Raw genomic sequence first — 25,842 nt, 5'->3', positions numbered from 1 at the left:
TCGCCGGAGCGGGACAAGCGCGGCTTCTCACCTGCCGGTGGCGGTCAGCCGGGTCCAGACGGCATCCTCGCCCGACTCCGCGGCCACTGTGCCGAGTTCACCGGCCCACTCGTGTTCGGCCGCCACAGCATCGCGCCACGCCCACAGCCGACGGGTGAAGTGGTGCAGTGGGTACTCCTGGGTGACGCCCATGGCGCCGTGCAACTGGTGTGCCAGGCGGGCCGCCTCGGACGCGGTCCGGGCCGTGGTGACGCGGGCCGAGGCCACGGCCGCATCCCCGGCGCCGGCCGTCGCCACCGCGTCCCGGGCCAGCGCCAGGGCCGCGTCCGCCTGCACCAGCTGAACCCTCATCAGCGCCAGCCCGGAGGACACCGCCGGGAGCCGCAGCAAGGGTGCGTCGAACTGCCGCCGCCCGGAGACGTAGGCCTTGGTCAGCCGGTACGCGCCGTGCGCGGCGCCGGTCACGGCGGCCGACCACAGCAGGGCCAGGCGCGAGCGGACCGCCTCGTACCCGGGGCCGGAGGCGACAGGCGTGGCCGGAGCGCCGTCCAGCAGCACCGTGTCCCGTGGCTCCCCGGCCAGGTTCTCGCCCTCCTCCACGGTCACCGACTCGTGCCGCAGGTCGACGAGCATCGTCTCCCGTCCCTGCCCGGCGACCACGAGGAGTGTCGCGTCCCGCGCCCAGGGCACGGCCCTGAGTTCCCCCATGATCCTCCCGTCGGTGTCCACCGAGACCGCCCGCGACGGGTTCTCCAGGGCCACGGTGGCGAGTGCGTCGTCCAGCGGCCGGACGTGGCCGATTACCCAATCCGCCACCGAGGCCTCGACCACCGGCACGCCGACGCCGCGTGCGGCCAGCGCCTGGACGACCACCAGCAGGTCGTCCAGGGTGCCGCCCGATCCGCCGCAGTCCTCGGGCGTGCCGATCCTCGGCAGCCCCAGTTCGCGCAGCCGGGCCCACACCTCCCTCGCCCGGCCGGGGGTCGGCGTACTGCCGTCGTCCGGGACGACGGATCCCACCAGTTCGCGCAGTTCCGTGGTGTACTCGCTCATGACCGGTTCTCCTCACGGGCGATGAGGGACAGCAGGACCTCGGCCGCGCCGCCGCGCAACCCAAAGCCGGGAGAGGCGAGCAGCGCCTGTCCGTAGACGCCGTCGGGGGAGGGCTCGCGGCAGGAACCGGTGCGGCGCAACGCTTCGATGACGTCGTGCTCGAAGGCGTTCCCCAGGTACTTCAGCGCGGCTGCCTCCCGCACCGGCGCCCTCCCCGCATCCATGGACCCGGCCACGTCCCAGCACAGGCGCCGCAGCACCGCCAGCCGGGCCACCAACGATCCCAGGAGCGACCTGAGTTCCCTGTCATCCCCCTCGGCGGCGTGGGCGATCAGCTCGACGAGGACGGGATAGCTGGACAGGACCCGTTCTGCGCCGCCCCGCTCGAACGACAGCTGCTCGACCACCTGCCGCCAGCCGTTGCCGACCTCGCCGATCACCCGGTGCGCAGGGACGAACACCTCCTCGAAGCGCACCTCGTTGAAGTGGTGTTCACCGGCGAGGTCCACGATCGGTGTCGTGGAGACGCCGTCGGCGTGCATGTCGAGGACGAACTCGGTCAGCCCTTCGTGCTTGCGCTCCGTCCGCGCGGTCCGCGCCAGCACGTAGGCGTGCGTCGCCCGGTGCGCGTGACTCGTCCAGATCTTGTGCCCGGAGATCAGCCATCCCCCGTCGACCGCGGTCGCGGACGTCCGTACGGCGGCGAGGTCCGAGCCGGCCTCGGGCTCGCTCATCCCCAGGCAGAACACGGCCTCGGCGGACGCGATCGCCGGCAGGATCTCCTCCTGTAGCGCACGGCTGCCGTGCCGCAGGACCGCCGGTCCGATCTGCCGGTCGCCGATCCAGTGCGCCGCGACGGGCGCCCCCGCTCGCAGCAGCTCCTCGGTGACGGCCAGCCGCTCGAGATTGCTGCGCCCCGCGCCACCGAACTCCCTCGGAAACGTCATGGCGATCAGTCCGTCCGCGGCGAGCGCCTTGCTGAACTCCGGGTCGAACGAGCGCAGCCAGGAGTCGCTGCGCGGCACGTACCGGCCGGCGGACCGCCAGGACGCGGTGAGCTCCCTGACCCGGGTCCGCAGTTCGGCGCAGCCCTCCAGGGGCGCGGATCGGTTCATGGCGGGGCCTTTCATGGGGATGTACGACGGGGGCGTCGGGGCGTACGGCGAAGGGGGCCGCAGGGCGCTGCGATCAGCGGCCGGTGAAGAGCCCCGGCCGCTTCTCCCGGAAGGCGGTGTACGCCTCGGCCGAGTCCCGGGTCGACGTGATCACGGCCTGGTGGGAGGAGATGAGGTCGAGCGCGGTCCGCAGGTCGTGGCGGGCGCCCTGCCGCACCGCACGCTTGATCAACTGGATGGCGGCCGGAGGCCGTTCGACGAGGCGTCCGGCGAAGGCGTACACGGCGTCGAGGAGTTCGTCCACCTCGAACACCTCCTCGACGAGCCCGATCCGCAGTGCCTCCTCGGCCGCCACGAAGTCGCCGGTCCACAGCAGGCGCAACGCCGTCGAGGTGCCGACCGCGCGCGGCAGCAGCCAGCACCCGCCGTCACCCGGGAGGAGCCCGACCCTGATGTAGCCCTCGCTGAACCGTGCGGCGCGCGACGCGAACCGCATGTCGCACAGCAGCGCCATGTCCATCCCGGCGCCCACGGCCGGGCCGTCGACCGCGGCGAGCACTGGCTTGGAGACGTCCTCCAGCGTCAGCGCCACCCGGTGCACCCGCCGGGTCAGCAGTTCCTTCTCGCCCAGCGGATCGCGCCGCTCCCCCTTGAAGTCGGAGAGGTCCACCCCGGAACAGAAGGCGCCGCCCGCACCGGTGACGACGATGACGCGCACCTGAGGATCGTCCTCGGCCCGGCGCAGGCAGTCCGCCCAGGCGTCGACCATGGCCAGGGTGAACGCGTTCCTGCGGTGCGGTCGATTCAGCAGAATCGTGGCGATGTGGTCCTTCACGGAGTATTCCAGGTCTGCCATCGTCGTCCTTGTCCGCCGTTCGTCTCACCGGTGTCCTGCGTGTGCCGCCCCCTGCCGGGCACGCCCAGCGCCCCCGAGGTGACGAGGCGTTCGATCTCGTGCTCGTCGAGACCGGCCTCGCGCGCCACGTCGAGGCTGTGCTCGCCCAGCAGCGGCGCGTGCGGCATGCGCTCGCCGTGGTCTCCCGGGAACGGGGCGGGGCCGAAGCGCACGGGCTGTCGTGGCAGCCGGAGGGGACCTTCGCTGGGATGGTCGACTTTCTCGAAGAAGCCGGTGGCCGTCAGATGCGGGTCGGTGAACAGGTCGGTGACCGTGTTGACCCGGGCGGCGGGGACGTCCCGCCGCTCCAACTCGGCCAGCCACTCGTCGGTCGTCCTGGTCGCCATCTCGGCGTTGAGAAGCGCGTACAGCTCGTCGATGTGCTCGGTGCGCTCACGGATGGTGCGGTATTTGGGTTCGCCGGCGAGTTCCGGCCGGCCTATGCATGCGAAGAACGCGCGCCACTGGGCATCCGTGTAGATCATCACGGCCAGATGCCCATCCTTGGTCCGGCAGGGCCTGCGATGCGGCGAGGCCGTGCGGGCGTATCCCGCCGGACCGGCTGGCGGGTCGAACACCCAGCCGCCCTGCTGTTCGAGCAGCATGAAGCCGGCCATGGTCTCCAGCATGGGTACCTCCACCACCTGGCCCTCGCCCGTGGCGTCGCGGCCCCGCAGCGCCGCCAGTACGGCCGCCGCCCCCATCAGACCGACGGTCTTGTCCGCCGCGGCGGTGCGGACGTACTCCGCGCCACCGGCTCCCCCCTGCACGGCGGCCATGCCACTGGCCGCCTGGATGACGTCGTCGTAAGCGGGCCGGTCCGCGTACGGACCGCCGGCGGCGAAGCCGCGGAACGCACAGTGCACGGCACGCGGGTTGGCCCGCAGGACGGCGTCCGCCGACAGGCCCAGGCGCTCGGCGGCCTCCGGCCTGAGGTTGTGCACCACGACGTCCGCGCCCGCCACCAGGCGCTCCAGAACCGCGCGCCCGCCGTCCTGCTTCAGGTCGAGCAGCACGCTGCGCTTGCCCCGGTTGACGTTGAGGAAGACCGGGCCCATGGAGGTGCCGCGTACGTCCCCGATCTTCCTGACCACATCGCCGCCCGGCGCCTCCACCTTGATCACCTCGGCTCCCCACTGGGCGAGGAGCATCGTGCAGTACGGCCCCATGAACGTGGAACTCACGTCGATGACGCGTACGCCTGCCAGCGGGAACCCCACAGTCCCTGGCCCTTCTTCCGGTCGGTCCGTGACGCCCGGACGCTCAGCGGGTGACGCTGCCGCCGTTGAGATCGATCGTCTGACCGGTCAACCAGGACGCCTCGGGCGAGGCGAGGAAGGCGACGGCCGCCCCCACGTCCTCGGGCCGGCCGAGGCGCCCGACGGGAATGCCCGCCGCGATGTCGGCGACGCCCGGCCCGCCCGCGCTCTGCATCAGCCCGAGCGCCAGCGTGTTCGCGGTGATCCCGGCAGTCGCCTCCTCCTGGGAGATGTGCCGGATGAAGCCCTCGACGCCGCTCTTGCCGGATCCGTAGAGCGACACCCCGATCGACAGGCCGGTCCGGCCGGCGCCCGAGGAGATCTGCACGATGCGTCCCCAGCTCACCTCACGCATGCCGGGCAGGACGCTGTGCACGCAGTTCATCGCCCCGAACAGGTTGATCTCGACCGGCCCGTGCCACCGTCCGGGCTCGATGTCCCGGAACGGCCCGTAGCCCATGTCGCCCGGGATCCCGGCGTTGTTCACCAGGATGTCGACGGGCCCGCCCAGCGCGTCCCGGGCCCGGGCGACCCCTTTCCGTACGGCGTCGAGGTCGGTGACGTCGAACGGCACCGGCGTGGCGGTGCGCCCAGCCTTCTCGATCTCGGCACACGTCGCCCCGGCCCGCTCGGGGCGGAGGTCGTTGACCGCGACCGCGGCGCCCTGCTCCGCCAGCGCGCGGGCGATCCCGGCCCCGGCGTTCTGGCCCGCTCCGGTCACCAGGGCCACATGGCCCGTGAGGTCGAACATCGTCATCTCCTGGTCATCCCCTTTCGCGGGCAGCCGGTGCGGTCGGCCCCCGGTGCAGCAACAGGGCGTCGGGATCGGGCGCGCGCAGCATCGACCAGTAGTCGACGAGTCGCCAGGGGCAGGTGACCCAGGCGCGTCCGGCGGCGTTGCGGTAGTAGCCGTTCGCGGTGCCGGGGTGTTGCCACACCGTCCGGTCCAGTTCGGCGTCGACCCGCTCGTTGTACTCCCGGGTCGCCTCCGGCGTCGGCTCCATCGCCGTGTATCGGTGGTCCACCAGGTAGCGAAGGCACTCGACGGCGTAGTGGACGTGTTCCTCGCTGGTCACGTTGTGCCCGCCGCCGTGGTTGGGGGCGGCGTTCGGCCCCGCGGTGGCGAAGAAGTTGGGGAAGCCGGGAACGGTGATACCCAGGTACGCGCGCGGGTCGCGGCCGCCGTCCCACCGCTCGGCCAGCGTGCCCCCGTCGCGGCCGATGATGTCGAGGAAGCCGAGGTACTCCAGCCGGAACCCGGTGGCCCAGATGATCACGTCCGCCGGGAGGAACTCCCCGTTCGTCAGGCGCACCCCGTCCGGCTCGATCCGCTCGAACGACGCGCGGTGCAGCGCCACGTCGTCGCGGCGGACCGCGGCCAGGAAACCCGGGTCCTTCACGATGCGCTTGGCGAACGGCGGGAAGTCGGGGGTGAGCATCTCCACCAGGTCCGGCCGGTCGCCCAGTTCCTCGCGCAGGTGCGCCAGGCAGATCTGCATCAGGGCGTCGTTGGCCGGTGAGGCGGAGACATGGGTGGCGTACCACTCCTCGTCGATCCTGGGGATCGCGAAACTCTTGTCGGCGGTGAACCAGTGCGTGACCAGCCGGTACCACTGCTGGTAGTAGGGGATGTGCCGCATGGCCCACCGGGTGGCGTCGTCGACCCCGCTCACCACGGTCCGCTCGGGGGCGATCCAGTGCGGCTGGCGGAAGACGACGTCCAGGTGTGCGGCCCGGCCGGCGAGGCTCGCCACGACCTGTACCGAGGTGCATCCGGTGCCGAGCACCACCAAACGCCTGCCGTCCAGGTCGACGGAGTCGTCCCACTCGGCGGTGTGCATCGTGGCACCGGCGAACGATTCCAGACCCGGTACCTCGGGGATGGACGGGCTGTTGAGAATCCCGGTCGCGGTGATCACCGCGTTCGCCTCGTACACCTCGGTAGCCCCGTCGGGCCCCGCCACACTGACCCGCCACATCTGCCGCTCGTCGACCCAGACGCAGCCGAGCACCCGGTGGGACAGGGCGATGTTGTCCCGGATCCCGTACTTGTCCACGACATGGTGCAGATAGCGCAGGTACTCAGGGCCCGTCGGATAGAACTTCGACCAGTCCGGGTTGAGTTCGAAGGAGTACGAGTAGAAGTGGCTCGGGGTGTCCACGGCCGCGCCCGGGTAGGTGTTGCGCGCCCACGTCCCGCCGATGTCGTCACCCGCCTCGAATACCCGGTACTCGAACCCGGCCTCGGCCAGCTTCACCGCCGCGTTGATGCCGATCATCCCGGCGCCCACCACCGCGACCCGGAAACCCGGCGGTACCGGCCGGTGGCTCAAGGCGGGCTCGGGAAGGCAGGCGAACCCGGCCTGCTCCCGCAGATAGGGCTCGTACTCCGGGCCGATCGCGTCGTCGGTGGCCACCCGCGCCATCTCGAGGAAAAGGTCCTCGTCCGGGATCGGCAGCGCGGGGGCCAGTCCGCTGGGCAGGATGTCGTGGGCGCGTCGGCGCACCTCGTCGGCGACCTCCTTCGGGTACTGGCCGGCCGGGAGCCTCCGCTCGGGCCGGGTCGCCTTGGCCGCGGCGAGGCGGCCCCGGAACTCGGTGAGCAGCGAGCGGTCGCCGGTCGCGTGCACCAGCGTCATCAGCAGGGGGCCCGGCTCCACGGCGTCGATCGCGGCACGCAACTGTGCGGGATCCGCGTCGTGCACCGAGTGCACCACCCGGGTCGGCCGGTCATCGGGGATGACGGACGTGGTCATGGGTCCTCGCATCGGGGAGAGTGGGCGGGAGGCTCGGGGAGCGCGGCGCGGTGGCGGCGGTTCCGGGCGGGTCACTCACCAGGACAGCGGGTGCGCCACCTTGGCCCGCAGCAGGCCGCCGATCTCGGCCAGCGCCTGCCGGCCACGTGCGAGGTGGTACAGCTGCATGAGGAAGCCATGGCCCACTCCGGGGTACCGGGTCAGCGTGGTCTGCACACCCGCGTCGCGGAGCCGCGCCGCATAGTGCTCCGACCAGTCACGCGTCGGGTCGAGCCCACCCACGGCGATGATCGCGGGAGGGAGCCCTACGAGGTCCTCGGCGTAGGCGGGGACCTCGTCGGAGCCACGCGGCTCCGGCCGGTCCGCCCTGGCGAGGCCCCACAGGAAGACGATGTCGTCGCGGGTCAGCCCGGGCGCGTCGGCCAGCTCCCGCACCGAGGCGGCGGCCATGTCTCGGTCGAGCCCGCCGTACATCAGGATCTGGCAGAACAGCCGGGGACCGCCGCGGTCGCGGGCCCGCAGCGCGACGAGCGCCGCGAGGGTCCCGCCCGCGCTGTCGCCGGCGACCGAGATCCGGTCGGGGAGCACGCCCAGCTCCGAGGCGTGCCCTGCCACCCACTCGGTGGCCGCCCAGGCGTCGTCGATCTGCCCTGGCGGTGGGTGCTCGGGGGCGAGGTGGTAGTCGACGGCGCACACCCGGTGCCCCGTGTACTCGGCGATCGCCCGCGCGAACGGCTCAAAGGAGTGGTTGCTGCCCATGACCATGCCGCCGCCGTGGAAGTACACGATCGCCGGCAGTTCGGCGTCCGCGGTGGGGCTGTACACGCGGATCGGCAGAAGACCGTGCCCGCACGGGATCTCCATGTCCTCCACGGCGGCCATCTTCGGCGTCTCGGGCGGATGCGGCATGGCCTCCAGCACGGCGCGCATGGCTTCCAGCCCCGTCTCGCGCATGCCGCCCCGGCGTTGCGCACGCCGCAGCTCGTACAACGCGGCGGCATCCGGGTCGGGCTCGGGAACGTACCGGGACATCGTCGAACCCCTCCGTATCAAGGCTGAACACACGGGAGACCGGTCGGGACCGTGTCCTGTGCGCTCACGGACCGCGGTGGACCTCGCCCACTCGCTCGGCGTGACGGCGCCGAGCGGTCTCGTGGGTCCCGTTCCGCAGTCTGATCCACTGCGGCGCGGCACACGGACCAGAGCTCCCGCTGACCGGGACCGAGCGGAAGGCTCCGGCTGCGCTCAGGCCGCCTGATCAGGGCCAGTACGACGGAGACGACACCTCCCGCGAGCAGTGCGAGCAACGACAACTCGAAACCGGTGTCACCGGTGACCACCTCATGGCCACCGCCCTGGGCGAGTTGGGTGTGCCGTGCGGTGATGGTGCTGATGACGGCCGAGCCGATCCCGTTCGCCACGCCGAGGCGGCCAGCAGCACCACGAGCCCGGCCGTCGTCGCCGGCACCGCGGTCAGCAGTGCGGCGCGGGGCGAGTGACGGCGGCACACCCAGCCCGCCGGGAGCCCGGTCGGCGCGCCGACGAGCCCGTACGGAGCGCCCACGTACAGCCCGAACTCCAGGGCCGTCCAGCCGAGGCCGCGGTCGGCGACGCCGGGTACGTGAGGGACACCATCTCGGACAGGAGCGTGGTGCCGGCCGTCAACGCGTACATGCCGGTGCCGGCGGCGAGCAGCGGCCACCACACCCGTGGGCTGCCCAGTAGCCGCATGCTCACCAGCGGCTCTTCGCGCCGCCGGTCGACCACGGCGAACAGCGCCAGGAGCGCGGCACCCAACGGGACCAGGACCGGCAGCAGGGCCGTCTCCACCACGGCGTACACCACCGCCGCCATGCCCGGGCCGAGCAGCACACCGCCGAGGACGTCGACGCGGCTCCGCTCGCGCACCCGGCTCTCCGGGACCGCCAGCAGGACGAGCAGCGCCGCCACGACCGCGTAGCACAGCTCGAACCAGAAGGCGCTGCGGAAGCCGTGGTGGTCGATGAGGTATCCGCCCAGCAGCGGCCCGACGAGGACGGAGACCCCGGTGCCGATCCCGATGCCGCCGACGCCCAGAGGCACCAGCCGCGCGGGCAGGATGTCCCGCATGAGGCCGTAGCCGGCCCGTTTCTTGCCGTAAAGGTCCGCGAGCCTGCCGGTGACCGGCAAAAACACCAGGGGAGGCCACGAACACCACCGTCATCACCAGCACGACCTGCGTCGTGCGGAACTCCGCGGCGATGTCCGGCAGTCCGATCGCGCCGCGCCGGTCCGCGGCAGGGGGGAGAGAGCAGGTCCGCTCCGGATCGCCGGTCGGCGGGCTTCGCGGCCGAGGCGCGTCAGGGCCCTTGCCGAGGTGGAACGGCACGGAGCGGTGAGGGGGGTGACGAAGGCGGTTTCAGCGTGCTCAACCGCTTACCAATCAAGCACTTGGTCAGTTTCAGGTCGGGGCCATCGGGCGTCAACGGCTCGGACGAAAACCGAGCAAGTGCTTGTTTACGCTCAAGAATGATGGCCATACTCCGCAGGGAAGGAGGGGCTGCCATGACCCACGACGCCCGTTTCCACTTCAGCAAGATCCTCGTGACCGACACCGAGTCCCAGTTCGCCTTCTACTCCTCGGTGCTGGGGATGGCGGAGAAGTACCGGTTCCGCCACGGCGAGGGGGACGACACCCTGGAGGAGATCATCATGACCTCGGCCGGTGGCGGCGATCCCACACTGGTCCTGCTGCACTACCTGAACCGGCCCAAGCCGGCGCCCGGGGAGGCCGTCCTCGGTTTCAGCGTGCCCGACCTGGAGGACACCGTGCGCCGGGCCGTCGAGGCAGGTGGCACCGTCGCCCAGCCGCCCGTGGGCGTAACCGAGTTCGCCATCAAGGTGGCCTTCGTGCTCGATCCCGAGGGCCATCGGCTCGAACTCGTCCAGTCGCTGTGAGGGCCCACCCACCTACCTCGGAAGGGACTGCCGATGGCCGCCGTGAAACCCCATCCACTGACACCTGCTGCCCCGCCCCAGGTCATCCAGGACTTCTACACGCCCCAGGAGGTCGACACCCTGTTCGGGGTCGTGCGCCGGGACGGCCCCTGGCGGCTCGTGCTCGCGCACCACTTCGCCTCCGCCGAGGAGTACCTCGCGGTCTCCGGGGCGAAGGACCGCTGCCCCGACGCCCGGCTCTCCGACTTCACCGCTCCCGTCTTCCGCGGCTACCTCGCCAGGGAAGGCGCGGTGCTCCACGCCGACGTCCACGACCTCTACTTCAGCCGCATGCTCCTCGACCCCGTCCTGCGGTTGCACAAGGCCCGCTACGGCTTCGCCCACCACATGCTCTTCAACCTGTGCGGGCCCTCGAACAGTTTCGACGCCGGGCACTTCGACAGCGGCAACTGGCGCGGGATCAGTTCGGTCAACGCCCCGACATGGCTGATGAGCATCATGGCCAAGTCGGGCCTGTTCGACGCATGGGAGGTCAAGTCCGGGCAGGTGATCACCTACTTCTACGACTCCGGCCTGGACGGCGGATTCACCTACTGGCCCGATGGCCCGGAACTGCCCCCGCGCCGGCTTCCGGCACCGTTCCACAACACGGCGGTCGTCTCCGACAACTCCCGGATGTACCACCGCCGCGAGGCCAACGGTCCGCGTGACCGGCGCGACCTCCCGGCTCTGACCATGGGCTCGCTGCTGTCGGCGGACGGCGAGGACGAGTGGGTCGTCAAGGACGGCGACACGGAGATCGCACGGTTCCCGCACCGCGACACACGGACGCTGTTCCACTACACCGCGCTGGCCTTCGACGACCTGGCCGATGTGACCCGCTATCTGGATCACACCGACGACCTCACCTTCGACAAGGTCTTCGAGGTGCTGATGGCCGACCTCCGGGCGCGCGGGGTGCGGTTCCGCGAGCCGTCCGACCCGATGACCGACCGTGGCTTCGTCGCCCTGCTCACGGACACCTACGCCATGGCCCCTCGCGTCTACCCGGCCGAGGCGCCGTTGGACGTCCGCGCCGCATGATTTGGCGGTGGCCGGTCGGACGGGGTGCCACGGCGTGGCCATTCGGGTGGGCTCTGTAAGTATGCCGCGGCGAGGGCGCGCGAGAAGCCACCCTTGAGTGAAAACCTTGCATGTTCGGCTTTTGCTTCTGGTCTCGGCGAGCGATTCAGCACCCGATCCGGAAGGCGCGCCTTGACCTCCCCACGCACCGCCGCGACCGTGTTCCCCGGGGGCTTCCTGTGGGGAGCCGCGACAGCCGCTCACCAGATCGAGGGCAACAACACGCACGGCGAGGACATCGCGCTGCTGGCCGGGGCCGGGCTGGACACATATCGGTTCAGCGTCGAGTGGGTGCGGATCGAATCGGAGCCGGGCGTGTTCTCGCGCGCGGAACTTGACCACTACCTGCGCATGGCCGCCACGTGCCGGGACGCGGGTGTCACCCCGGTGGTGACCCTCAACCACTTCCCCGTGGCCGCGTGGTTTGCTCGTGACGGCGCCTGGGGCAGCCCGGATGCGCCTGCGGTGTTCGCCCGCTGCTGCGGGACCGTCGCGGCCCACTTCGGTGACGCCGTCACCTGGCACTGCACCCTGAACGAGCCCAACCTCGGCGCGCTGATGACCATGGGCGACACGGTCCCCACGGCCGCGATGGAGGACATCGGCGCCGTCGCCCGCGTCAGCCCGAACGTCAAGGACGACTTCGCCCGGCGGGTCGGCGGCGCACCGGGCACCGCACCATCCGCGAAGGTCGGCTGGACGCTCGCCCTCATCGATTTCCAGGCAGCAGAGGGCGGAGAAGAAATCGTCGACCACGTCCGCGAAGCCGGTGGGTCCCAGTTCCTGCTCGACAACTTCGAATGGCACTCGGGCTACGCCATGACGTTCGGCCTCATCGCTGTCGACCGCACCACTTTTGAGCGCACCCCCAAACCCAGCCTCGCCCGGCTGGGCGGCATCGCTCGTGGTAACGGCGCCGAGGTGTAACGGGGGCGACCAGGCCCTCCGGCCGCTGATCAGAGCCGTTCGATGATGGTCACGTTGGACTGACCGCCGCCCTCACACATCGTCTGTAGCCCGTAGCGGCCGCCGGTGCGCTCCAGTTCGTTCAGGAGCGTGGTCAGCAGCCGGGTGCCGGTGGCGCCGATGGGGTGGCCGAGGGCGATGGCGCCGCCGTTGACGTTGATCTTGTCCGGGTCCGCGCCGGTCACCGCGGCCCAGGCCAGCACGACGGAGGCGAAGGCCTCGTTCACCTCGAACAGGTCGATGTCGTCGATGGTCATCCCGGCCCTGCCCAGGGCACGGCGGGTGGCGGCGATGGGGCCGGTCAGCATCCACACCGGGTCGTCGGCGTACACCGACAGATGGTGGACGCGGGCGCGCGGGGCGAGACCGTGCTCGCGCACCGCCCGCTCGGAGGCCACCAGCACGGCCGAGGCCGCATCGCTGATCTGGGAGGCCAGCGCGGCGGTGATCCGGCCGCCCTCGCGCAGGGGGGCGAGGGCGGCCATCTTCTGAGGTGAGGTGTCACGGCGCGGGCACTCGTCGCTGTCGAAGTCCCCGACCGGCTCGATCTCGCCCTTGAACCGCCCCTGCTCGATCGCGGTCACCGCCCGCCGGTGGCTGCGCAGCGCGAAGGACTCCATCTCCTCACGCGGCAGCCGCCACTTCTCCGCGATCATCTCGGCGGCTCGGAACTGCGAGACCTCCTGGTCGCCGTAGCGTGCGAGCCAGCCCGGCGACTCGGCGAACGGTGTGGTGAAGCCGTACTGCTCGCCGAGGGTCATGGAGGCGGAGATCGGAACGGCGGACATGTTCTGCACGCCGCCGGCGACGACGAGGTCGGCGGTGCCGGACATCACCCCCTGTGCCGCGAAGTGCACCGCCTGCTGGCTGGAGCCGCACTGCCGGTCGATCGTCACGCCCGGGACGTGGTCGGGCAGACCGGCCACCAGCCAGGCGGTGCGGGCGATGTCACCGGCCTGGGAACCGATGGCGTCGTTGCAGCCCAGGATGACATCGTCGACGGCGGCCGGGTCGACACCCGACCGCCGCATCAGTGCGCCGATCGCGTGGGCCGCCAGGTCGGCCGAGTGGACGGCGGACAGGGATCCGCCGCGACGCCCCACAGGTGTGCGCACGGCGTCGATGATGTAGGCCTCCGCCACGGTCTGCCTCCTTCTCGGGGGTGTCGCTCTCAGGCGTGCTGGCTGCTCACGGACACGACCTCGCCGGTCATGTAGGACGAGTAGGCGCTGGCGAGGAACACCATGGCGTTGGCGACCTCCCAGGGTTCCGCGGCCCGTCCGAACGCCTCCCGGCCCTTGAGCTCGTCGAGGAACTCCTCGGTGGTGACCTTCGCCAGGAACGGGTGGAGGGCCAGGCTCGGCGAGACCGCGTTGACCCGTATCCCGTGGGCGGCGAGGTCCGCGGCGGCGCTGCGGGTCAGAGCCATGACCCCGGCCTTGGCAGCCGCGTAGTGCGCCTGCCCCTCCTGAGCCCGCCAGCCGACCACCGAGGCGTTGTTGACGATGACGCCTTTGCGGCCGGCGCGGACCATTCGGTTGCCGGCGGCGCGTACGCAGCGGAAGGTGCCGGTGAGGGTGATGTCCAGGACCCTGGACCACTCCTCGTCGGTCATCTCCAGCACGGAGCGGGTGCCGCCGAGGCCCGCGTTGTTGACCATCACGTCCACCCCGCCGAACGGCTCTGCCGCGTCCAGCAGGGCGTGCACCTGTTCCTCGCGGGTCACGTCGCAGACGACCGCGGCCACCCGGTCAGCCCCGAACTCCATGGCCAACTCCTCCCGGGCCTCGTCGAGCCGGCGCTCGTGGACGTCGCCGAGCACTACGGCACGCGCCCCTTCCTCAAGACACCGGCGCACGACCGCGGAGCCGATCCCCGCCCCGGCCGCCGCGGTGACGACCACGGTCCGGTCCGTGAGCAGACCGTGTCCGGGCACGTAGTCGGGCGGAGCCTGCTCGGCTCTTCTCATGCTCATCCCTTCGGCTCCCTGGGCAGGCCGAGCACCCGCTCGGCGATGATGTTGCGCTGGATCTCGTTCGAACCGCCGTAGACGGTGTCGGCCCGGCTGAAGAGGAACAGGCGCTGGAACGCGTCGAGTTCGTACGGCGGTGCCTGGGCGGTGAGCGAGGAGGCACCCGCCACCTCCATGGCCAGCTCGCCGAGGGCTCGGTGCCAGGTTCCCCACAGCAGCTTGGCGATGGAGACCTCGGGTCTGAGGGAACCCTGACCGGCGAGCATGCGCAGCGCGTTCAACCTGATCACTTCAAGCCCCATGTGGGCACGGGTGATCCGATCCTGGATCGCGGGATCGTCGATCGCTCCGGTGTGCCGGGCCAGCGCCACCACCTGCTCCAACTCGCGGGCGAAGCCGATCTGCTGGCCGAGTGTGGAGACGCCCCGTTCGAACCCGAGTGTGGCCATGGCGACCTTCCAACCGTCGCCCAGGGCGCCGACGACGAGTGAGGCGTCGGTCCTGGCGCCGTCGAAGAACACCTCGTTGAACTCCGAGGTGCCGGTGAGCTGCCGGATGGGCCGTACGTCGACGCCGTCCTGCCGCATCGGCACCAGCAGATAGGACAGCCCGGCGTGCCGCACGGAGCCCGGCTCGGTCCGGGCGACCACGAAACACCAGTCGGCCAAGTGCGCCAGCGATGTCCACACCTTCTGGCCGTCGATCACCCACTGGTCCGGCAGGTCCGGGCCCGTGGCTCGCTCCAGACGGGCCCGGGTGGACACGGACGCCAGGTCGGAGCCGGCGCCGGGCTCGGAGTAGCCCTGGCACCACAGCTCCTCGACCAGGCGGATCTTCGGCAGGAACCGGTCCTTCTGCTCCTGGGTGCCGAAGGCGATGAGGGTGGGGCCGAGCAGCTCCTCGCCCAGGTGGTTGACGCGGGCGGGCCCGTCGGCCCTGGCGTACTCCTCGTGGAAGATCACCTGCTGTGTCAGGGTCAGCCCTCGGCCGCCGTACTCCTCGGGCCAGCCGACACAGGTCCAGCCGTGCGCGGCCAGGTGCCGGTCCCAGGCGAGCCGTTCCTCGTAGGCCTCGTGTTCGCGGCCCGAGCCGCCCAGTCCGCGGATGCCGGAGAAGTCGCCGTACAGATGCGTTTCGAGCCAGTCCCGTACCTCCCGCCGGAAAGCTTCGTCCTCTGAAGAGCGGGCCAGGTCCACGAATCCCCCTCGAAGTGGGCGTCGGTTCTGTGGTGCTGGTCGGGAGCTGGGGCGTCGCCTACACTACCCCACCAAGCACTTGTTTGGTAAATGCCCAGGGGCCCAGTGAAGGAGCCGGCATGTCCGCTGCGGAGAGCCGTCCCGCCGAGGAAGTCGTGCAGGTCGAGGAGCAGGTCGTCATCTACGAAGTCCGCGGCCCCGTCGCCGTGGTGACGGTGAACCGCCCCCGGTATCGCAACGCCCAGAACTCGAAGGTGACGTACGCCCTCGACGCCGCCTTCGCCCGGGCGGTCGACGACGACGCGGTGAAGGTCGTCGTCCTGGCGGGCAGCGGCGAGCACTTCAGCGGTGGTCACGACATCGGCACACCGGGCCGGGACATCCACGAGAGCTTCGAACGCAAGGCCGTCATCATGTGGGACCACACCGGCAAACAGGGCGTCGACTCCCGCCTCGCCCGCGAGTCCGAGGTCTACCTGGGGATGTGCCGCCGCTGGCGCGAGATTCCCAAGCCGATGATCGCGATGGTGCAGGGTGCATGCATCGCGGGAGGGCTGATGCTGGCCTGGTCCTGCGACTTCATCGTCGCCTCTCAGGACGCGTACTTCTGCGATCCGGTCGTGCGGATGGGCATCCCAGGCGTCGAGTTCTTCGCTCACCCGTGGGTGATGAACCCGCGCGCCGCCAAGGAGTTCCTGTACACCGGGGACCGCTTCAGCGCGCAGCGGGCCCATCAGCTCGGCATGGTCAACCACGTGGTGCCCCGCGAGGAGCTGGAGTCGACGGTGTTCGCGCTGGCCGAGCGGATCAGCGCGATGCCCCGCTTCGGCCTGGCGCTGGCCAAGAGGGCGATCAACCAGGCCGAGGACCTACAGGGCATGCGCACGGGCATGGACTCGGTCTTCGGCCTGCACCACGCCGCGCACTCCCACAACGCCGAGGTCGGCGTCGACTCCCTGGCGGGTATGGACGCACGGGCGATGCGGGACTCGGGACGGCAGGCGTCCGCGGGCAGCGCGTGAGATCCGGCACCCGTCCGACTGAGGAATCTCCCAGAAGGGCGATCAGATGACGTTCGCGCTCACCGAAGAACAGGACGAACTGGCCGCGACCGTACGGCACCTGCTCGCCCGGCGCAGCGACAGCGGCGCGGTGCGCCGGGCCGTCGCGCGGGCGCCGGGCTACGACGAGAGCCTGTGGCGCACGCTGTGCGACCAGGTGGGCGTGGCGAGCCTGGCGATCCCCGAGCGGTACGGCGGCGCCGGGTTCACCCTGGTCGAGACACATGTCGTGCTGGAGCAGCTGGGTGCGGCGCTCACGCCTTCGCCGCTGCTCGGCTCGGGCGTGCTCGCCGCCCAGGCGCTGCTGCTGAGCGGGAACGAGGAGGCGTGCGCGCGGCTGTTGCCCGGTATCGCCGACGGCACCCGGGTGGCGGCCGTCTGCTGGGCCGGAGCGGACGGCCGCTGGCGGACCGACCGCAGTGATGTACGCGCCACGGGAGGGGGCACGTGGGCCCTGTCCGGATCCGCCACCCTGGTCCTCGACGGCATGGCGGCCCGCACCCTCCTGGTCGTCGCCGGGACGGGGCCGGGACCGGTGGGCCTCTTCGAGGTGGACCCGGCCGACGGCCGGGTTCGCGTCACGCCCACGCCGGCGATGGACACCACCGTGAGCCTGGCCAGGGTGGAGTTCGACGGCGTCCCGGGCACCCCGCTGGCGCTCGACGTGGCCGGCCTGCTCGGGACCCTGCACGACATCGCCGCCGTCGCGGTGACCGCGCTCCAAGTCGGCACCGCTCAGCGAGCTCTGGACATGACGGTCGCCCACAGCAAGGAGCGCGTCCAGTTCGGCCGCCCCATCGGGTCGTTCCAGGCACTCAAACACCGCATGGCCGACATGCTGGTCGAGGTCGAGACGGCCAGGTCGGCTTCCTGGGCGGCGTGCTGGGCCGCCGCACAGCGGCTGCCGGAGCTGCCCGAGCGGGCGGCCCTCGCGAAGGCCTGGTGTTCCGAGGCGCTCAACAAGGTGGCCGCGGAGACCGTCCAGCTGCACGGCGGGATCGCGATCACCTGGGAACACGACGCCCAGATGGTGTTCAAGCGGGCCCACGCGACGTCCCAGCTGTTCGGCCAGCCGCATGAGCACCGTCAGAGGCTGTTCCGGCATGTCATCGGTGCGGCACCTCGATGAATACGGCGTCGGCCTCGACGGTGCGCACACCGTCGCATGCGATCCACCCGGTGACGGTGACCTTGCGCCCGGAGCGCTCCACGAGCTCCGAGCGCAACCGCAGGGGCCGGTTGAGGGGCGTGCGGGCGAGGTAGCGCACCGTCAGAGTCCCGGTGACGCACAGCAGCCCCTTGGACTGGACGAGGATGCCCAGCAGGTTGTCCATCAGCAGTGCGCTGATCCCGCCGTGCACAGAGTCTGTGGGGCCCTCGTACAGGGCGTTCATGACGACGGCGGCCTCGGCGCCGCCGTCGTCGGGAAAGGACACCTCCAACGGGACGTGCACCGGATTGAACCGGTCGAGCAGCACCCGGGGAACGCCCACGGTCTCCGTCACGGGCAGCGGAACGCACCGCGTCCCGGCCTGCTTCCCCAGTATCCGAGTGAGTAAGGTGAGGGCCTGGGCGACCCGGTCCAGCTCCTCGGGGGCCACGTCCGTCACGGCCACGGCGTAGGCCAGCCCACGGGTGGCCTCGACCAGCCGCTCCCGTTCCCGGTGACTCACCCGACGCCTCCCGGCCCGCTACGACGACTGTCCGCCGTCGACGACGAAGTCCTGGCCCGTGCAGTAACGCGCGGCGTCACTGGCCAGGAAGGCCACCATCGCGGCGACTTCGGAGGGGGTGCCGACCCGGGGAATCGGCTGCCCGGCGACCGCTCCGCCGCCCGCCCGGGTCTCGTCCGTGATCATCGCGGTGTCGATCGCGCCGGGACAGACACAGTTGACCCTTATGCCGAGCGGGCCCAGTTCCCCGGCGGCCGATCGGGTGGCTCCGCGCAGCGCCCACTTCGACGCGGAGTAGGCGAGTCCGCCGGGGTAGCCGCCGAGACCGGCGGTGGACGCGATGTTGATGATGGACCCCCCGCGCTCGCGCATCAGGGGAACGACCGCCTGCATGCCCAGGATGGCCCCGACGAGGTTCACCCGCAGGGTGGCCACCAGGTTCTCCTCGGTGAGCTCGGTGAGCGGCTCCTTGATCAGGATGCCGGCGTTGTTGACGAGCACGTCGACCTGCCCGAACCGGTCCGCCGCCCGGCCCATCGCCTCGGCCCACGCGCTCGTGCTCCCGACGTCCAGCGAACAGGCCAGCGTCTCGCCGTCGATCCCGTCGGCGACGGCCCGCACCGCGGGCTCGCTGAGATCGGTCAGAACGACCCGTGCTCCGAGGTCTGCCAGCGTCCGGGCGTGCGCCGCGCCCTGTCCCTGGGCGGCTCCAGTGACGAAGGCGGTCTTGTCCCGCAGATCGATGAACTGGTCGGCCATCGCCGGCTCCTTACTCCGCGTCGCGTTCCAGCCGCTCGAATTCCTCGGTGGTGAGGGTGAGACCGGCCGCTGCCGTGGAGTCCCGGACCGACTCCGGCCGACTGGCCCCCGGGATCGGGATCACCGCCGGCGACTTGTGCAACTGCCAGGCGAGCACCACCCGGTGCGGGCTGACGCCCCGCTCCCGGGCGATCGCCTCGAACGCGCCGAACCTCGCCCCGAGGCCCTTCGCCTGGCGCATCCCGCCGAACGGACCCCAGGCCAGAAAGGCCAGCCCCAGATCCTCGCAGAGCTCCATCTCCGGTTCGCTGGACCGGAATCCCGGCGAGAACGCGTTCTCCACCGCGACCAGCGCGTCGCCGAGGATTCCGTGCGCGAGTCGGATCTGCTCCGGATCGGCGTTGGAGATCCCGGCGCACCGGATCAGGCCGGCTTCGTGGAGGTCGCGCAGCGCGCCCACGCTGTCGGCGTAGGGAACCTTCGGGTCGGGGCGGTGGTGCAGGTACAGCGGCAGTGCGTCCAGGCCCAGGCGGCGCAGGGAGTCCTCGCAGGCGCGGCGCAGGTGTTCGGGCCGGCCGTCGGTGTCCCAAGTCTGGTCGCCGGGCCGCAGGTGCCCGCCCTTGGTCGACACGATCACGTGGTCGGTCGGACCGGGGTAGCGCGCGAGCGCCTTGGCCAGCATTGACTCGTTCACGCCGTATCCGGCACCCGGCCCGTAGACATCCGCCGTGTCGAACAACGTCACCCCGGCGTCCACGGCCGCGTGGACGGTGCGGATCGCGCGCGCCTCGTCGTAGCCGGGAACCTGCGTCAGGGTCATCGCGCCCATGCCCACAGGGAAGACCGCGACATCACCGAGCCGACGGGTCCTCTTCGTTTCCTCGCTCATTTGCCCACCGCCGTCCAGCCGCCGTCAACGGGCATGCACACACCCGTCGAGAACGAGGCGTCCATGAGCAGGAACTCGATGGCGGCAGCCATCTCGTCCGGAGTGCAGAGACGGCCGAGCGGCGTGCGGGCCTCCGTGGGGCTCACGTCGTAGCCCTGGTCGATCATCTCCTGGACCATGGGGGTCAGCGTGTGGCCCGGGGCGACGCTGTTCACCCGTATCCCGCGCGGGGCCCACTCGACGGCGAGGTTCTGGGTGAGCTGGCGCACCGCGGCCTTGGCGACCCCGTAGTCGGCCTGGTTCGCCCAGCCCCCGTAGGCGGTCGTGGACGAGACGGTCACGATCGAGCCGCCCGGCGGTGGGCCGCCGGGCGCCCGCTCCATGCACCGCACCAGGGACCTGGCCGCGACCAGCGTCCCCGTCGCGTGGACGTCCAGCACACGGCGGCAGACGGCGAGATCGAGGTCGAGAGCCGGTACGAAACCGCCCCGGATCCCGTGGCTCGTGACCAGCAGGTTCGGCGCCGTACCGGCCCGTGCGGCGGCCTCGTCGAGCGCTTCCCGCATGGCCTTCTCGTCCGTCACGTCCACGAGGAACTCCTGGAGCACCGCTTCCCTTGCCGACCCGGGCCGGGCACGCATCGGCTGCGTGTCCACAACGGTCACGCCGAGTCCTCTGCCGAGCAGTCGGCCGACCACGGCCAGGCCGATACCGCTGCTGCCACCTGTCACCACGGCATGTCCCGCACTGTCGGCCATCGTTCCACCCATTCCCGGTGTCCGAGGAGTTGTCGGCACGATCAACTTAACCTAACAATTGCTTGCTAGGTAGACCCATGGAAGCCAAGCAAGCGCTAGGTTACGCATTCATATGATTCGGCTCTCCGTGTGTGAGAGGAGCTACCCATGGGGGACAAGACGATGTCCCTGGAGGACTTCGCCCGGACCATCGAGTCGGGCATGACGATCGGTATCGGCGGATGGGGGTCGCGGCGCAAACCGATGGCGCTGGTCCGTGAACTCCTGCGGACCGACGTGCGGGATCTGACCGTCGTCACCCTCGGCGGCCCGGACGTCGGGCTGCTGTGCGCGGCGGGCAAGGTCCGCAAGCTGGTCTACGGCTTCGTCTCGCTGGACACCATCCCGCTCGACCCGCACTTCCGTGCCGTACGGGAGAAGGGCGACATCGAGACCGCCGAGTACGACGAGGGCATGTTCGTCACCGGCCTGCGCGCCGCCGCGAACCGGCTGGACTTCCTGCCCATCCGGGCGGGCCTGGGCTCCGACGTCCTCACCATGAACCCCGACCTGGCGACCATCGCCTCCCCGTACTCCGGCGAGGAATACGTCGCGATGAAGGCCCTGCGGCTCGACGTCGCCCTGGTGCACGTCAACCGCGCCGACGCGGCGGGCAACGCGCAGTACCTCGGCCCGGACCCGTACTTCGACGACCTGTACGCGATGGCGGCCGACCGCTGCTACGTGAGCACCGAGCGGATCGTAGCCCCCGGTGAACTGCTCGCCGCCGGGCCCGTGCAGTCGCTGCTGATCAGCCGCCTCTTCGTTAACGGGGTCATCGAGACACCCCACGGCGCTCACTTCACCTCCTGCGATCCCGACTACGGGCGGGACGAGGTCTTCCAGGCGCACTACGCGTCGGCGGCGCGGGGCGCCGGGCCGTGGGAGCTGTTCCGCAAGACGTTCCTCGACGGCGACGAACAGGAATACCACGAGGCCGTGGCCGAGTTCCACGCGCGCCGGAGTGAACAGGGGGACGGCCGATGACGGACATCACCCGAGCCGAGGTGTGCGCCGTGGCGTGCGCCGACGCGTGGCGCGGTGCCGGAGAGGTGCTAGCGCACGCGGTCGGTGTGTTGCCCGCGATCGGGGCTCGGCTCGCCCGCCTGACGACCAGCCCGGATCTGGTCCTGACCGACGGCGAGGCGTACTTCATGAGCGAGCCGCCGCCGCTGGGCGGGACCGCCGCCGACGGGGGCGTCGTCGAGGGCTGGGTGCCCTACCGGCGGGTCTTCGACATCGTCGCCGGCGGGCGGCGGCAGAGCATGATGGGGGCCAGCCAGCTTGACCGGTACGGCAACCAGAACATCTCCCTCATCGGCGACTGGCGGCGCCCCGCGCGCCAGTTGATCGGCGTGCGCGGGGCACCGGGCAATACGGCCAACCACCGCACCGACTACTGGGTGGCCCGGCACACCCCGAAGGTGTTCGTGGAGAGGGTCGACGTGGTTTGCGGCGTCGGCAACGACCGGGCCCAGGGCCTGAGGTTCCACCATCTCGGCGTGGTGATCACCAACCTGGCGGTCCTCGGCTACCGGGACGACGGACGGCTGCGTGTGCGCTCGCTGCACCCGGGCGTCACCGCGCAGGAGGTTCAGGAGAACACCGGCTTCGAGATCGACACGGCCGGCGCCACCGAGACCCGTCTGCCCGGCGCCACCGAACTGCGCCTGATCCGCGAGGTCGTCGACCCGCGGGGACTGCGCGACCGCGAGGTGCCCGTCACTCGGTGACGAGACCGCCGTACAGGACGCGGAGGTACTGCTCGGCCACGGCTTCGGCGCGGAACTTGCCGCGCGGGCGGTACCACCGCACGGTGCACCACACGGTGTCCCGGATGAACCGGTAGGTCAGGTTCACGTCGACATCGCTCCGGAAGATCCCGGACTTCTGGCCGGTGGTGAGCGCCCGCAGCCAGATCTTCTCGATCTTCTTGCCCAACTGGTCGACGTACTCGAAACCGGGCTGTCCGCTCAGCGCGTCAGCCTCGTTCTGGTAGAGCGCGACGGCCTGCGGCGTCACGTGGATGGTGGTGAAGGAGTGCGCGATGAGCCGGTCGAGGACCTCCTTGGGGTCCTTGACCTCCTTCTCGATCTCCGCGAAGCGCTCGTGGAGCCGCCCGAGGAAGTCGCGGAGGATCTCGTCGAGCATCTCCTCCTTGGAGCTGAAGTGGTGGTAGAGACTGCCCGACAGGATGCCCGCCTCATCGGCGATGTCCCGGACGGTGGTCTGGGTGAAGCCTCGGGTGGCGAACAGGCCCGCGGCGATCTCCAGCAGCTCCGCCCGGCGCACCGAACCGCTGCTGCCGCCCTTCGCGCGGCCGTTCCTGGCCGCGGTCCGCGTGGGAGCCGCGGCCCCGGCGGGGCGTCGTGCCGCCATGTCGTTCGTCCCTTCCACCGGGGCCCGGCCACCGGTCGGCAATCGTTTGATCGAATCCTGCCACAGATCCGCCACGGCGCCGTCCCGCTGAACGGGACGGCGGCTTGCGGGTCATCGGCCGGAGTTCTGCACTGCCCAAGCATATCTACCAAGCATTTGGTTGTTTGGAGGACCTACGTGAGCGCTACGCCGGCTCCCTCGACCATTCCCCGGCTGCTGGCCCAGGTGGCAGAGCGGTACGGGGACCATCCGGCCGTCGTCGACGGCCCGACACGGATCGGCTACCGGCAGCTGGCGGAGCTGGCCCTGAGCACCGCACGGGCCTACACGGCCGTGGGAGTCCGGCCGGGGGACCGGGTCGCCGTCTGGGCACCCAACCGCCTGGAGTTCGTCCTCGCCCTGCTGGGCGCGCAGTGCGCGGGCGCGTCCGCCGTACCCATGAACACCCGCTACCGCGGCCACGAGGCCGCCGTCATCCTGAGGCGCGCACGGGCCTCGGCGCTCGTCCTCGCGAATGGCTTCCTCGGGGTCGATTACGCGGCGATGCTCCGCGCCGCCGCGGCCGAGGAGGCGGAACCGGGCGAGACCGGCCCCGTTCCAGGACTGCCCTGGCTGCGCACCGTGGTGGACATCGATGCCGACCGGTCCTCGGCCGAGGCCCTGTCCTGGGCCGACTTCACCTCCCGCGCGGACGAGGTCGCAGAGAAGGACGGGGCGCGAATCGCGCGGGCGGTCGGCCCCGACGATATCTGCGACATCATGTTCACCTCGGGCACCACAGGCGTGCCCAAGGGCGTGATGAGCGCGCACCGGCAGACCATCGGGGCGGCCCAGGTCTGGGCGGAGGGTGCCGCGCTGAGCCCCGCCGACCGTTACGCGATCGTCAACCCGTTCTTCCACGGCTTCGGCTACAAGGCCGGGGTGATCGCCGCGCTCACCGCCGGCACCACCATCCATCCGGTGGCCACGTTCGACGCGGGCCGGCTCCTGGCGCTGATCCAGTCGGCCCGTATCTCCGTGCTCCCCGGCGCGCCAACGATCTTCGTCTCCCTCCTGGACCATCCGAGGCTGCCGGAGTTCGACCTGTCCTCCCTGCGTTTCGCGACCGCCGGGGCCGCCACTGTCCCCGAGTCGCTGTTCCGGCGCATGCGCGAGGAGTTGGGTTTCGACACCGTCGCGCAGGCGTACGGCCTGACCGAGTGCACCGTGGCGACCCGGTCCCGGCCCGGCGAGGATCCCGCCCATGTGGAGCAGACGACGGGCCCCGCCGTGCCGGGCATCGGGATACGGGTGGTGGACGCGGACGGCAAGGACGTGGCCACCGGTCAGGACGGCGAGGTCCTGCTGCGCGGCGACAACGTGATGCTCGGCTACTTCGAGGACGAGGCCGCGACCCGGGCCGCCATCGACGCCGATGGCTGGTTCCGCACCGGTGACGTCGGCCGGCTCGACGAGCACGGCTGTCTGAAGATCACCGACCGGATCAAGGACGTGATCATCGTCGGTGGCTTCAACGTGTACCCCGCCGAGGTCGAGAACACCCTGGCCGGCCATCCGCACGTGGCCGAGTCCGCTGTGGTCGGCATGGTCGACGCGCGGCTCGGGGCCGTGCCCTGCGCCTATGTGGCGCCACGCCGCCGGGCCGATCCGGTAGAGGCGGACCTGATCGCCTACTGCAAGGAGCGGCTGGCCAACTTCAAGGTGCCCCGCAAGGTGATCGTGGTGGCCGAACTGCCCCGGAACGCCAGCGGCAAGATCCTCAAGACCGGGCTGCGGGAACGGCTCAGCTGAGCCGTTCGATCACCATGGCCATGCCCTGGCCGCCGGCCACGCACATGGCCACCAGACCGAAGCGCCCGTCCCGCTCCTGGAGGGCGTGGATCAGCGTGGTGGTGATCCGCGCCCCCGTCATGCCGAAGGGGTGGCCGAGCGCGATGGCGCCGCCGTTGACGTTGACCCGCTCCGGGTCCACCTTCAGCTGCCGTACGGTGGGGATCGCCTGGGCTGCGAACGCCTCGTTGAACTCGACCAGGTCGATGTCGCCCACGGTGAGTCCGGCGCGCTCCAGCGCCTGACGGCTTGCCTCGACGGGTCCCAGGCCCATGATCTCGGGGCTGAGCGCCGACACCCCGGTGGAGACGATCCGGGCCAGCGGGGCGATGCCCAGCTCGGCCGCGCGCCGGTCGCTCATGACGACCAATGCCGCGGCCCCGTCGTTGAGCGGGCAGCAGTTCGCGGCGGTGACGGTGCCCTCGGGGCGGAACACCGGCTTCAGGGCCGACACCTTCTCCAGCGTCACTCCCTTGCGGGGCCCGTCGTCGGCGGTGACCACGCTCCCGTCCGGGAGTGTGACCGGGGTGATGTCCCGCTTCCAGAAACCCCGGGCGCCGGCGGCCTCGGCCAACCGATGGCTGCGCACGGCGAACTCGTCCTGCTCACGCCGGGAGACCCCGCACATCAGCGCCACGTTCTCGGCCGTGTCGCCCATCCCGACGTAGACGTCGGGCAGTTCACCGGCCACCCGCGGGTCCGTCCAGCCGGACTCGTCGCCCGCGGCCCGCCGCGCGGTACGTTCGGCCGCCTCCGCGTACACCGGGTTGCGGGTGTCCGGCATCCCGTCGGCCTTGCCCCTGCCGAACCGGGAGACCATCTCCACCCCGGCCGACACGAACGCGTCCCCCTCCCCCGCCCTGATGGCGTGGAAGGCCATACGTGTCGTCTGCATCGACGAGGAGCAGTAACGCTGGACCGTTGTGCCCGGGACGGTGTCGAGCCCGAGCCGCAGGGCCGTCATCCGGGCGAGGTTGTAGCCCTGTTCGCCGGCCGGCTGGGCGCATCCCAGCATCAGGTCCGCGACCTCGGGCGGATCCAGCGCCGCTACCCCGGCGAGCGCGGCGCGGACGATCTGCGCGCCGATGTCGTCGGGCCGCAGGTCCTTGAGGGATCCTTTGTTCGCCCGCCCGATGGGGGAGCGGACGGCGGACACGATGACTGCTTCGGGCATGAGGAGGCT

Annotated in this window: 26 protein-coding genes; 9 read left to right on the top strand and 17 right to left on the bottom strand. The window is 71.0% G+C overall.

Annotated elements, in window-relative coordinates:
- Window positions 1–27: 27 nt before the first annotated feature.
- The 7 genes from ACJX2R_RS00825 to ACJX2R_RS00795 form a co-directional block, all read right to left on the bottom strand.
- Complete coding sequence (locus ACJX2R_RS00825; protein WP_413098258.1) at window positions 28–1,053, bottom strand: acyl-CoA dehydrogenase family protein; 1,026 nt, start codon at window positions 1,051–1,053, stop codon at window positions 28–30.
- Window positions 1,050–2,168 (bottom strand): acyl-CoA dehydrogenase family protein, encoded by a 1,119-nt coding sequence (locus ACJX2R_RS00820; RefSeq protein WP_413098257.1) that lies wholly within the window; start codon window positions 2,166–2,168, stop codon window positions 1,050–1,052. Before ACJX2R_RS00820 ends, ACJX2R_RS00825 begins: the two co-directional genes overlap by 4 nt.
- A 73-nt stretch (window positions 2,169–2,241) precedes the next feature.
- Window positions 2,242–3,024 (bottom strand): enoyl-CoA hydratase/isomerase family protein, encoded by a 783-nt coding sequence (locus ACJX2R_RS00815; RefSeq protein WP_413098256.1) that lies wholly within the window; start codon window positions 3,022–3,024, stop codon window positions 2,242–2,244.
- Complete coding sequence (locus ACJX2R_RS00810) at window positions 3,000–4,283, bottom strand: CaiB/BaiF CoA transferase family protein (RefSeq protein ID WP_413098255.1); 1,284 nt, start codon at window positions 4,281–4,283, stop codon at window positions 3,000–3,002. Before ACJX2R_RS00810 ends, ACJX2R_RS00815 begins: the two co-directional genes overlap by 25 nt.
- Before the next feature lie 43 nt (window positions 4,284–4,326).
- On the bottom strand, window positions 4,327–5,073 hold the full coding sequence (locus ACJX2R_RS00805; protein WP_413098254.1) for an SDR family NAD(P)-dependent oxidoreductase: 747 nt from the start codon (window positions 5,071–5,073) through the stop codon (window positions 4,327–4,329).
- Between the two features lie 13 nt (window positions 5,074–5,086).
- On the bottom strand, window positions 5,087–7,078 hold the full coding sequence (locus tag ACJX2R_RS00800; protein WP_413098253.1) for a flavin-containing monooxygenase: 1,992 nt from the start codon (window positions 7,076–7,078) through the stop codon (window positions 5,087–5,089).
- 75 nt (window positions 7,079–7,153) lie between these two features.
- A complete protein-coding gene (locus ACJX2R_RS00795; protein ID WP_413098252.1) occupies window positions 7,154–8,110 on the bottom strand; it encodes an alpha/beta hydrolase in 957 nt (318 codons plus the stop codon).
- Window positions 8,111–8,421: 311 nt separating this feature from the next.
- Here ACJX2R_RS00795 and ACJX2R_RS00790 point away from each other — a divergent pair, with 311 nt between their 5' ends.
- On the top strand, window positions 8,422–8,577 hold the full coding sequence (locus tag ACJX2R_RS00790) for a hypothetical protein (RefSeq protein ID WP_413098251.1): 156 nt from the start codon (window positions 8,422–8,424) through the stop codon (window positions 8,575–8,577).
- Here the strand turns inward: ACJX2R_RS00790 and ACJX2R_RS00785 are convergent.
- On the bottom strand, window positions 8,552–9,253 hold the full coding sequence (locus tag ACJX2R_RS00785; protein WP_413098250.1) for an MFS transporter: 702 nt from the start codon (window positions 9,251–9,253) through the stop codon (window positions 8,552–8,554). The two genes, ACJX2R_RS00790 and ACJX2R_RS00785, sit on opposite strands and share 26 nt — an antisense overlap.
- Before the next feature lie 369 nt (window positions 9,254–9,622).
- Here ACJX2R_RS00785 and ACJX2R_RS00780 point away from each other — a divergent pair, with 369 nt between their 5' ends.
- The 3 genes from ACJX2R_RS00780 (at window position 9,623) to ACJX2R_RS00770 (ending at window position 12,064) form a co-directional block, all read left to right on the top strand.
- Window positions 9,623–10,015: a VOC family protein gene (locus ACJX2R_RS00780; protein ID WP_413098249.1), complete on the top strand. Its 393-nt coding sequence runs from the start codon at window positions 9,623–9,625 to the stop codon at window positions 10,013–10,015.
- 33 nt (window positions 10,016–10,048) lie between these two features.
- Complete coding sequence (locus ACJX2R_RS00775) at window positions 10,049–11,098, top strand: hypothetical protein (protein ID WP_413098248.1); 1,050 nt, start codon at window positions 10,049–10,051, stop codon at window positions 11,096–11,098.
- Between the two features lie 171 nt (window positions 11,099–11,269).
- Window positions 11,270–12,064, top strand: coding sequence for a family 1 glycosylhydrolase (locus tag ACJX2R_RS00770; RefSeq protein ID WP_413098247.1), 795 nt, complete (start codon window positions 11,270–11,272; stop codon window positions 12,062–12,064).
- A 29-nt stretch (window positions 12,065–12,093) separates the two neighbouring features.
- Here the strand turns inward: ACJX2R_RS00770 and ACJX2R_RS00765 are convergent, their stop codons facing one another.
- From ACJX2R_RS00765 to ACJX2R_RS00755, 3 genes are read right to left on the bottom strand one after another with little or no spacing between them, the layout of a single operon-like run.
- A complete protein-coding gene (locus tag ACJX2R_RS00765) occupies window positions 12,094–13,245 on the bottom strand; it encodes an acetyl-CoA C-acetyltransferase (protein WP_413098246.1) in 1,152 nt (383 codons plus the stop codon).
- A 29-nt stretch (window positions 13,246–13,274) separates the two neighbouring features.
- Window positions 13,275–14,078 carry an SDR family oxidoreductase gene (locus ACJX2R_RS00760; protein ID WP_413098245.1) on the bottom strand — a complete coding sequence of 268 codons (804 nt, stop codon included), beginning with the start codon at window positions 14,076–14,078 and terminating at the stop codon, window positions 13,275–13,277.
- Window positions 14,075–15,271, bottom strand: a complete 1,197-nt coding sequence (locus ACJX2R_RS00755; RefSeq protein ID WP_413098244.1) for an acyl-CoA dehydrogenase family protein — start codon at window positions 15,269–15,271, stop codon at window positions 14,075–14,077. The genes ACJX2R_RS00760 and ACJX2R_RS00755 overlap by 4 nt, the downstream gene beginning before the upstream one ends.
- A 119-nt stretch (window positions 15,272–15,390) precedes the next feature.
- Between ACJX2R_RS00755 and ACJX2R_RS00750 the strand changes: the two genes are divergently transcribed.
- Together ACJX2R_RS00750 and ACJX2R_RS00745 are read left to right on the top strand one after the other, a co-directional pair.
- On the top strand, window positions 15,391–16,293 hold the full coding sequence (locus tag ACJX2R_RS00750) for an enoyl-CoA hydratase (protein ID WP_413098243.1): 903 nt from the start codon (window positions 15,391–15,393) through the stop codon (window positions 16,291–16,293).
- A 46-nt stretch (window positions 16,294–16,339) separates the two neighbouring features.
- Complete coding sequence (locus ACJX2R_RS00745) at window positions 16,340–17,461, top strand: acyl-CoA dehydrogenase family protein (RefSeq protein WP_413098242.1); 1,122 nt, start codon at window positions 16,340–16,342, stop codon at window positions 17,459–17,461.
- Here ACJX2R_RS00745 and ACJX2R_RS00740 read toward each other — a convergent pair.
- The 4 genes from ACJX2R_RS00740 to ACJX2R_RS00725 are packed head-to-tail and all read right to left on the bottom strand — an operon-like array spanning window position 17,439 to window position 20,411.
- Window positions 17,439–18,005: a PaaI family thioesterase gene (locus ACJX2R_RS00740; RefSeq protein ID WP_413098241.1), complete on the bottom strand. Its 567-nt coding sequence runs from the start codon at window positions 18,003–18,005 to the stop codon at window positions 17,439–17,441. The genes ACJX2R_RS00745 and ACJX2R_RS00740 overlap by 23 nt on opposite strands.
- A gap of 18 nt (window positions 18,006–18,023) precedes the next feature.
- On the bottom strand, window positions 18,024–18,764 hold the full coding sequence (locus ACJX2R_RS00735) for an SDR family NAD(P)-dependent oxidoreductase (protein WP_413098240.1): 741 nt from the start codon (window positions 18,762–18,764) through the stop codon (window positions 18,024–18,026).
- Between the two features lie 10 nt (window positions 18,765–18,774).
- On the bottom strand, window positions 18,775–19,653 hold the full coding sequence (locus tag ACJX2R_RS00730; protein ID WP_413098239.1) for an aldo/keto reductase: 879 nt from the start codon (window positions 19,651–19,653) through the stop codon (window positions 18,775–18,777).
- The gene (locus ACJX2R_RS00725) at window positions 19,650–20,411 is read right to left on the bottom strand and encodes an SDR family NAD(P)-dependent oxidoreductase (protein WP_413098238.1); all 762 of its coding nucleotides are present in this window, start codon (window positions 20,409–20,411) and stop codon (window positions 19,650–19,652) included. Before ACJX2R_RS00725 ends, ACJX2R_RS00730 begins: the two co-directional genes overlap by 4 nt.
- 147 nt (window positions 20,412–20,558) lie before the next feature.
- On the opposite strand from ACJX2R_RS00725, the gene ACJX2R_RS00720 reads away from it, so the two are divergent.
- Together ACJX2R_RS00720 and ACJX2R_RS00715 are read left to right on the top strand one after the other, a co-directional pair.
- Complete coding sequence (locus tag ACJX2R_RS00720; protein ID WP_413098237.1) at window positions 20,559–21,437, top strand: CoA transferase subunit A; 879 nt, start codon at window positions 20,559–20,561, stop codon at window positions 21,435–21,437.
- Window positions 21,434–22,183 (top strand): CoA-transferase subunit beta, encoded by a 750-nt coding sequence (locus tag ACJX2R_RS00715; protein WP_413098236.1) that lies wholly within the window; start codon window positions 21,434–21,436, stop codon window positions 22,181–22,183. Before ACJX2R_RS00720 ends, ACJX2R_RS00715 begins: the two co-directional genes overlap by 4 nt.
- Here the strand turns inward: ACJX2R_RS00715 and ACJX2R_RS00710 are convergent.
- A complete protein-coding gene (locus tag ACJX2R_RS00710) occupies window positions 22,173–22,829 on the bottom strand; it encodes a TetR/AcrR family transcriptional regulator (RefSeq protein ID WP_413098235.1) in 657 nt (218 codons plus the stop codon). The genes ACJX2R_RS00715 and ACJX2R_RS00710 overlap by 11 nt on opposite strands.
- A 177-nt stretch (window positions 22,830–23,006) precedes the next feature.
- Here ACJX2R_RS00710 and ACJX2R_RS00705 point away from each other — a divergent pair, with 177 nt between their 5' ends.
- Entirely contained in the window at window positions 23,007–24,620 is a 1,614-nt protein-coding gene (locus ACJX2R_RS00705) for an AMP-binding protein (RefSeq protein WP_413098234.1), read from the top strand.
- On the opposite strand, the gene ACJX2R_RS00700 is transcribed toward ACJX2R_RS00705, so the two are convergent.
- The gene (locus tag ACJX2R_RS00700; RefSeq protein ID WP_413098233.1) at window positions 24,613–25,833 is read right to left on the bottom strand and encodes an acetyl-CoA C-acetyltransferase; all 1,221 of its coding nucleotides are present in this window, start codon (window positions 25,831–25,833) and stop codon (window positions 24,613–24,615) included. The two genes, ACJX2R_RS00705 and ACJX2R_RS00700, sit on opposite strands and share 8 nt — an antisense overlap.
- Between the last annotated feature and the right edge of the window lie 9 nt (window positions 25,834–25,842).

This window comes from Streptomyces sp. Inha503 (genome assembly GCF_047215865.1).
GTDB classification, from domain to species: domain Bacteria; phylum Actinomycetota; class Actinomycetes; order Streptomycetales; family Streptomycetaceae; genus Streptomyces; species Streptomyces lycopersici.
The sequence above is the reverse complement of the archived record's forward strand: the minus strand, read 5'-3'. Positions and strand labels throughout refer to the sequence as shown.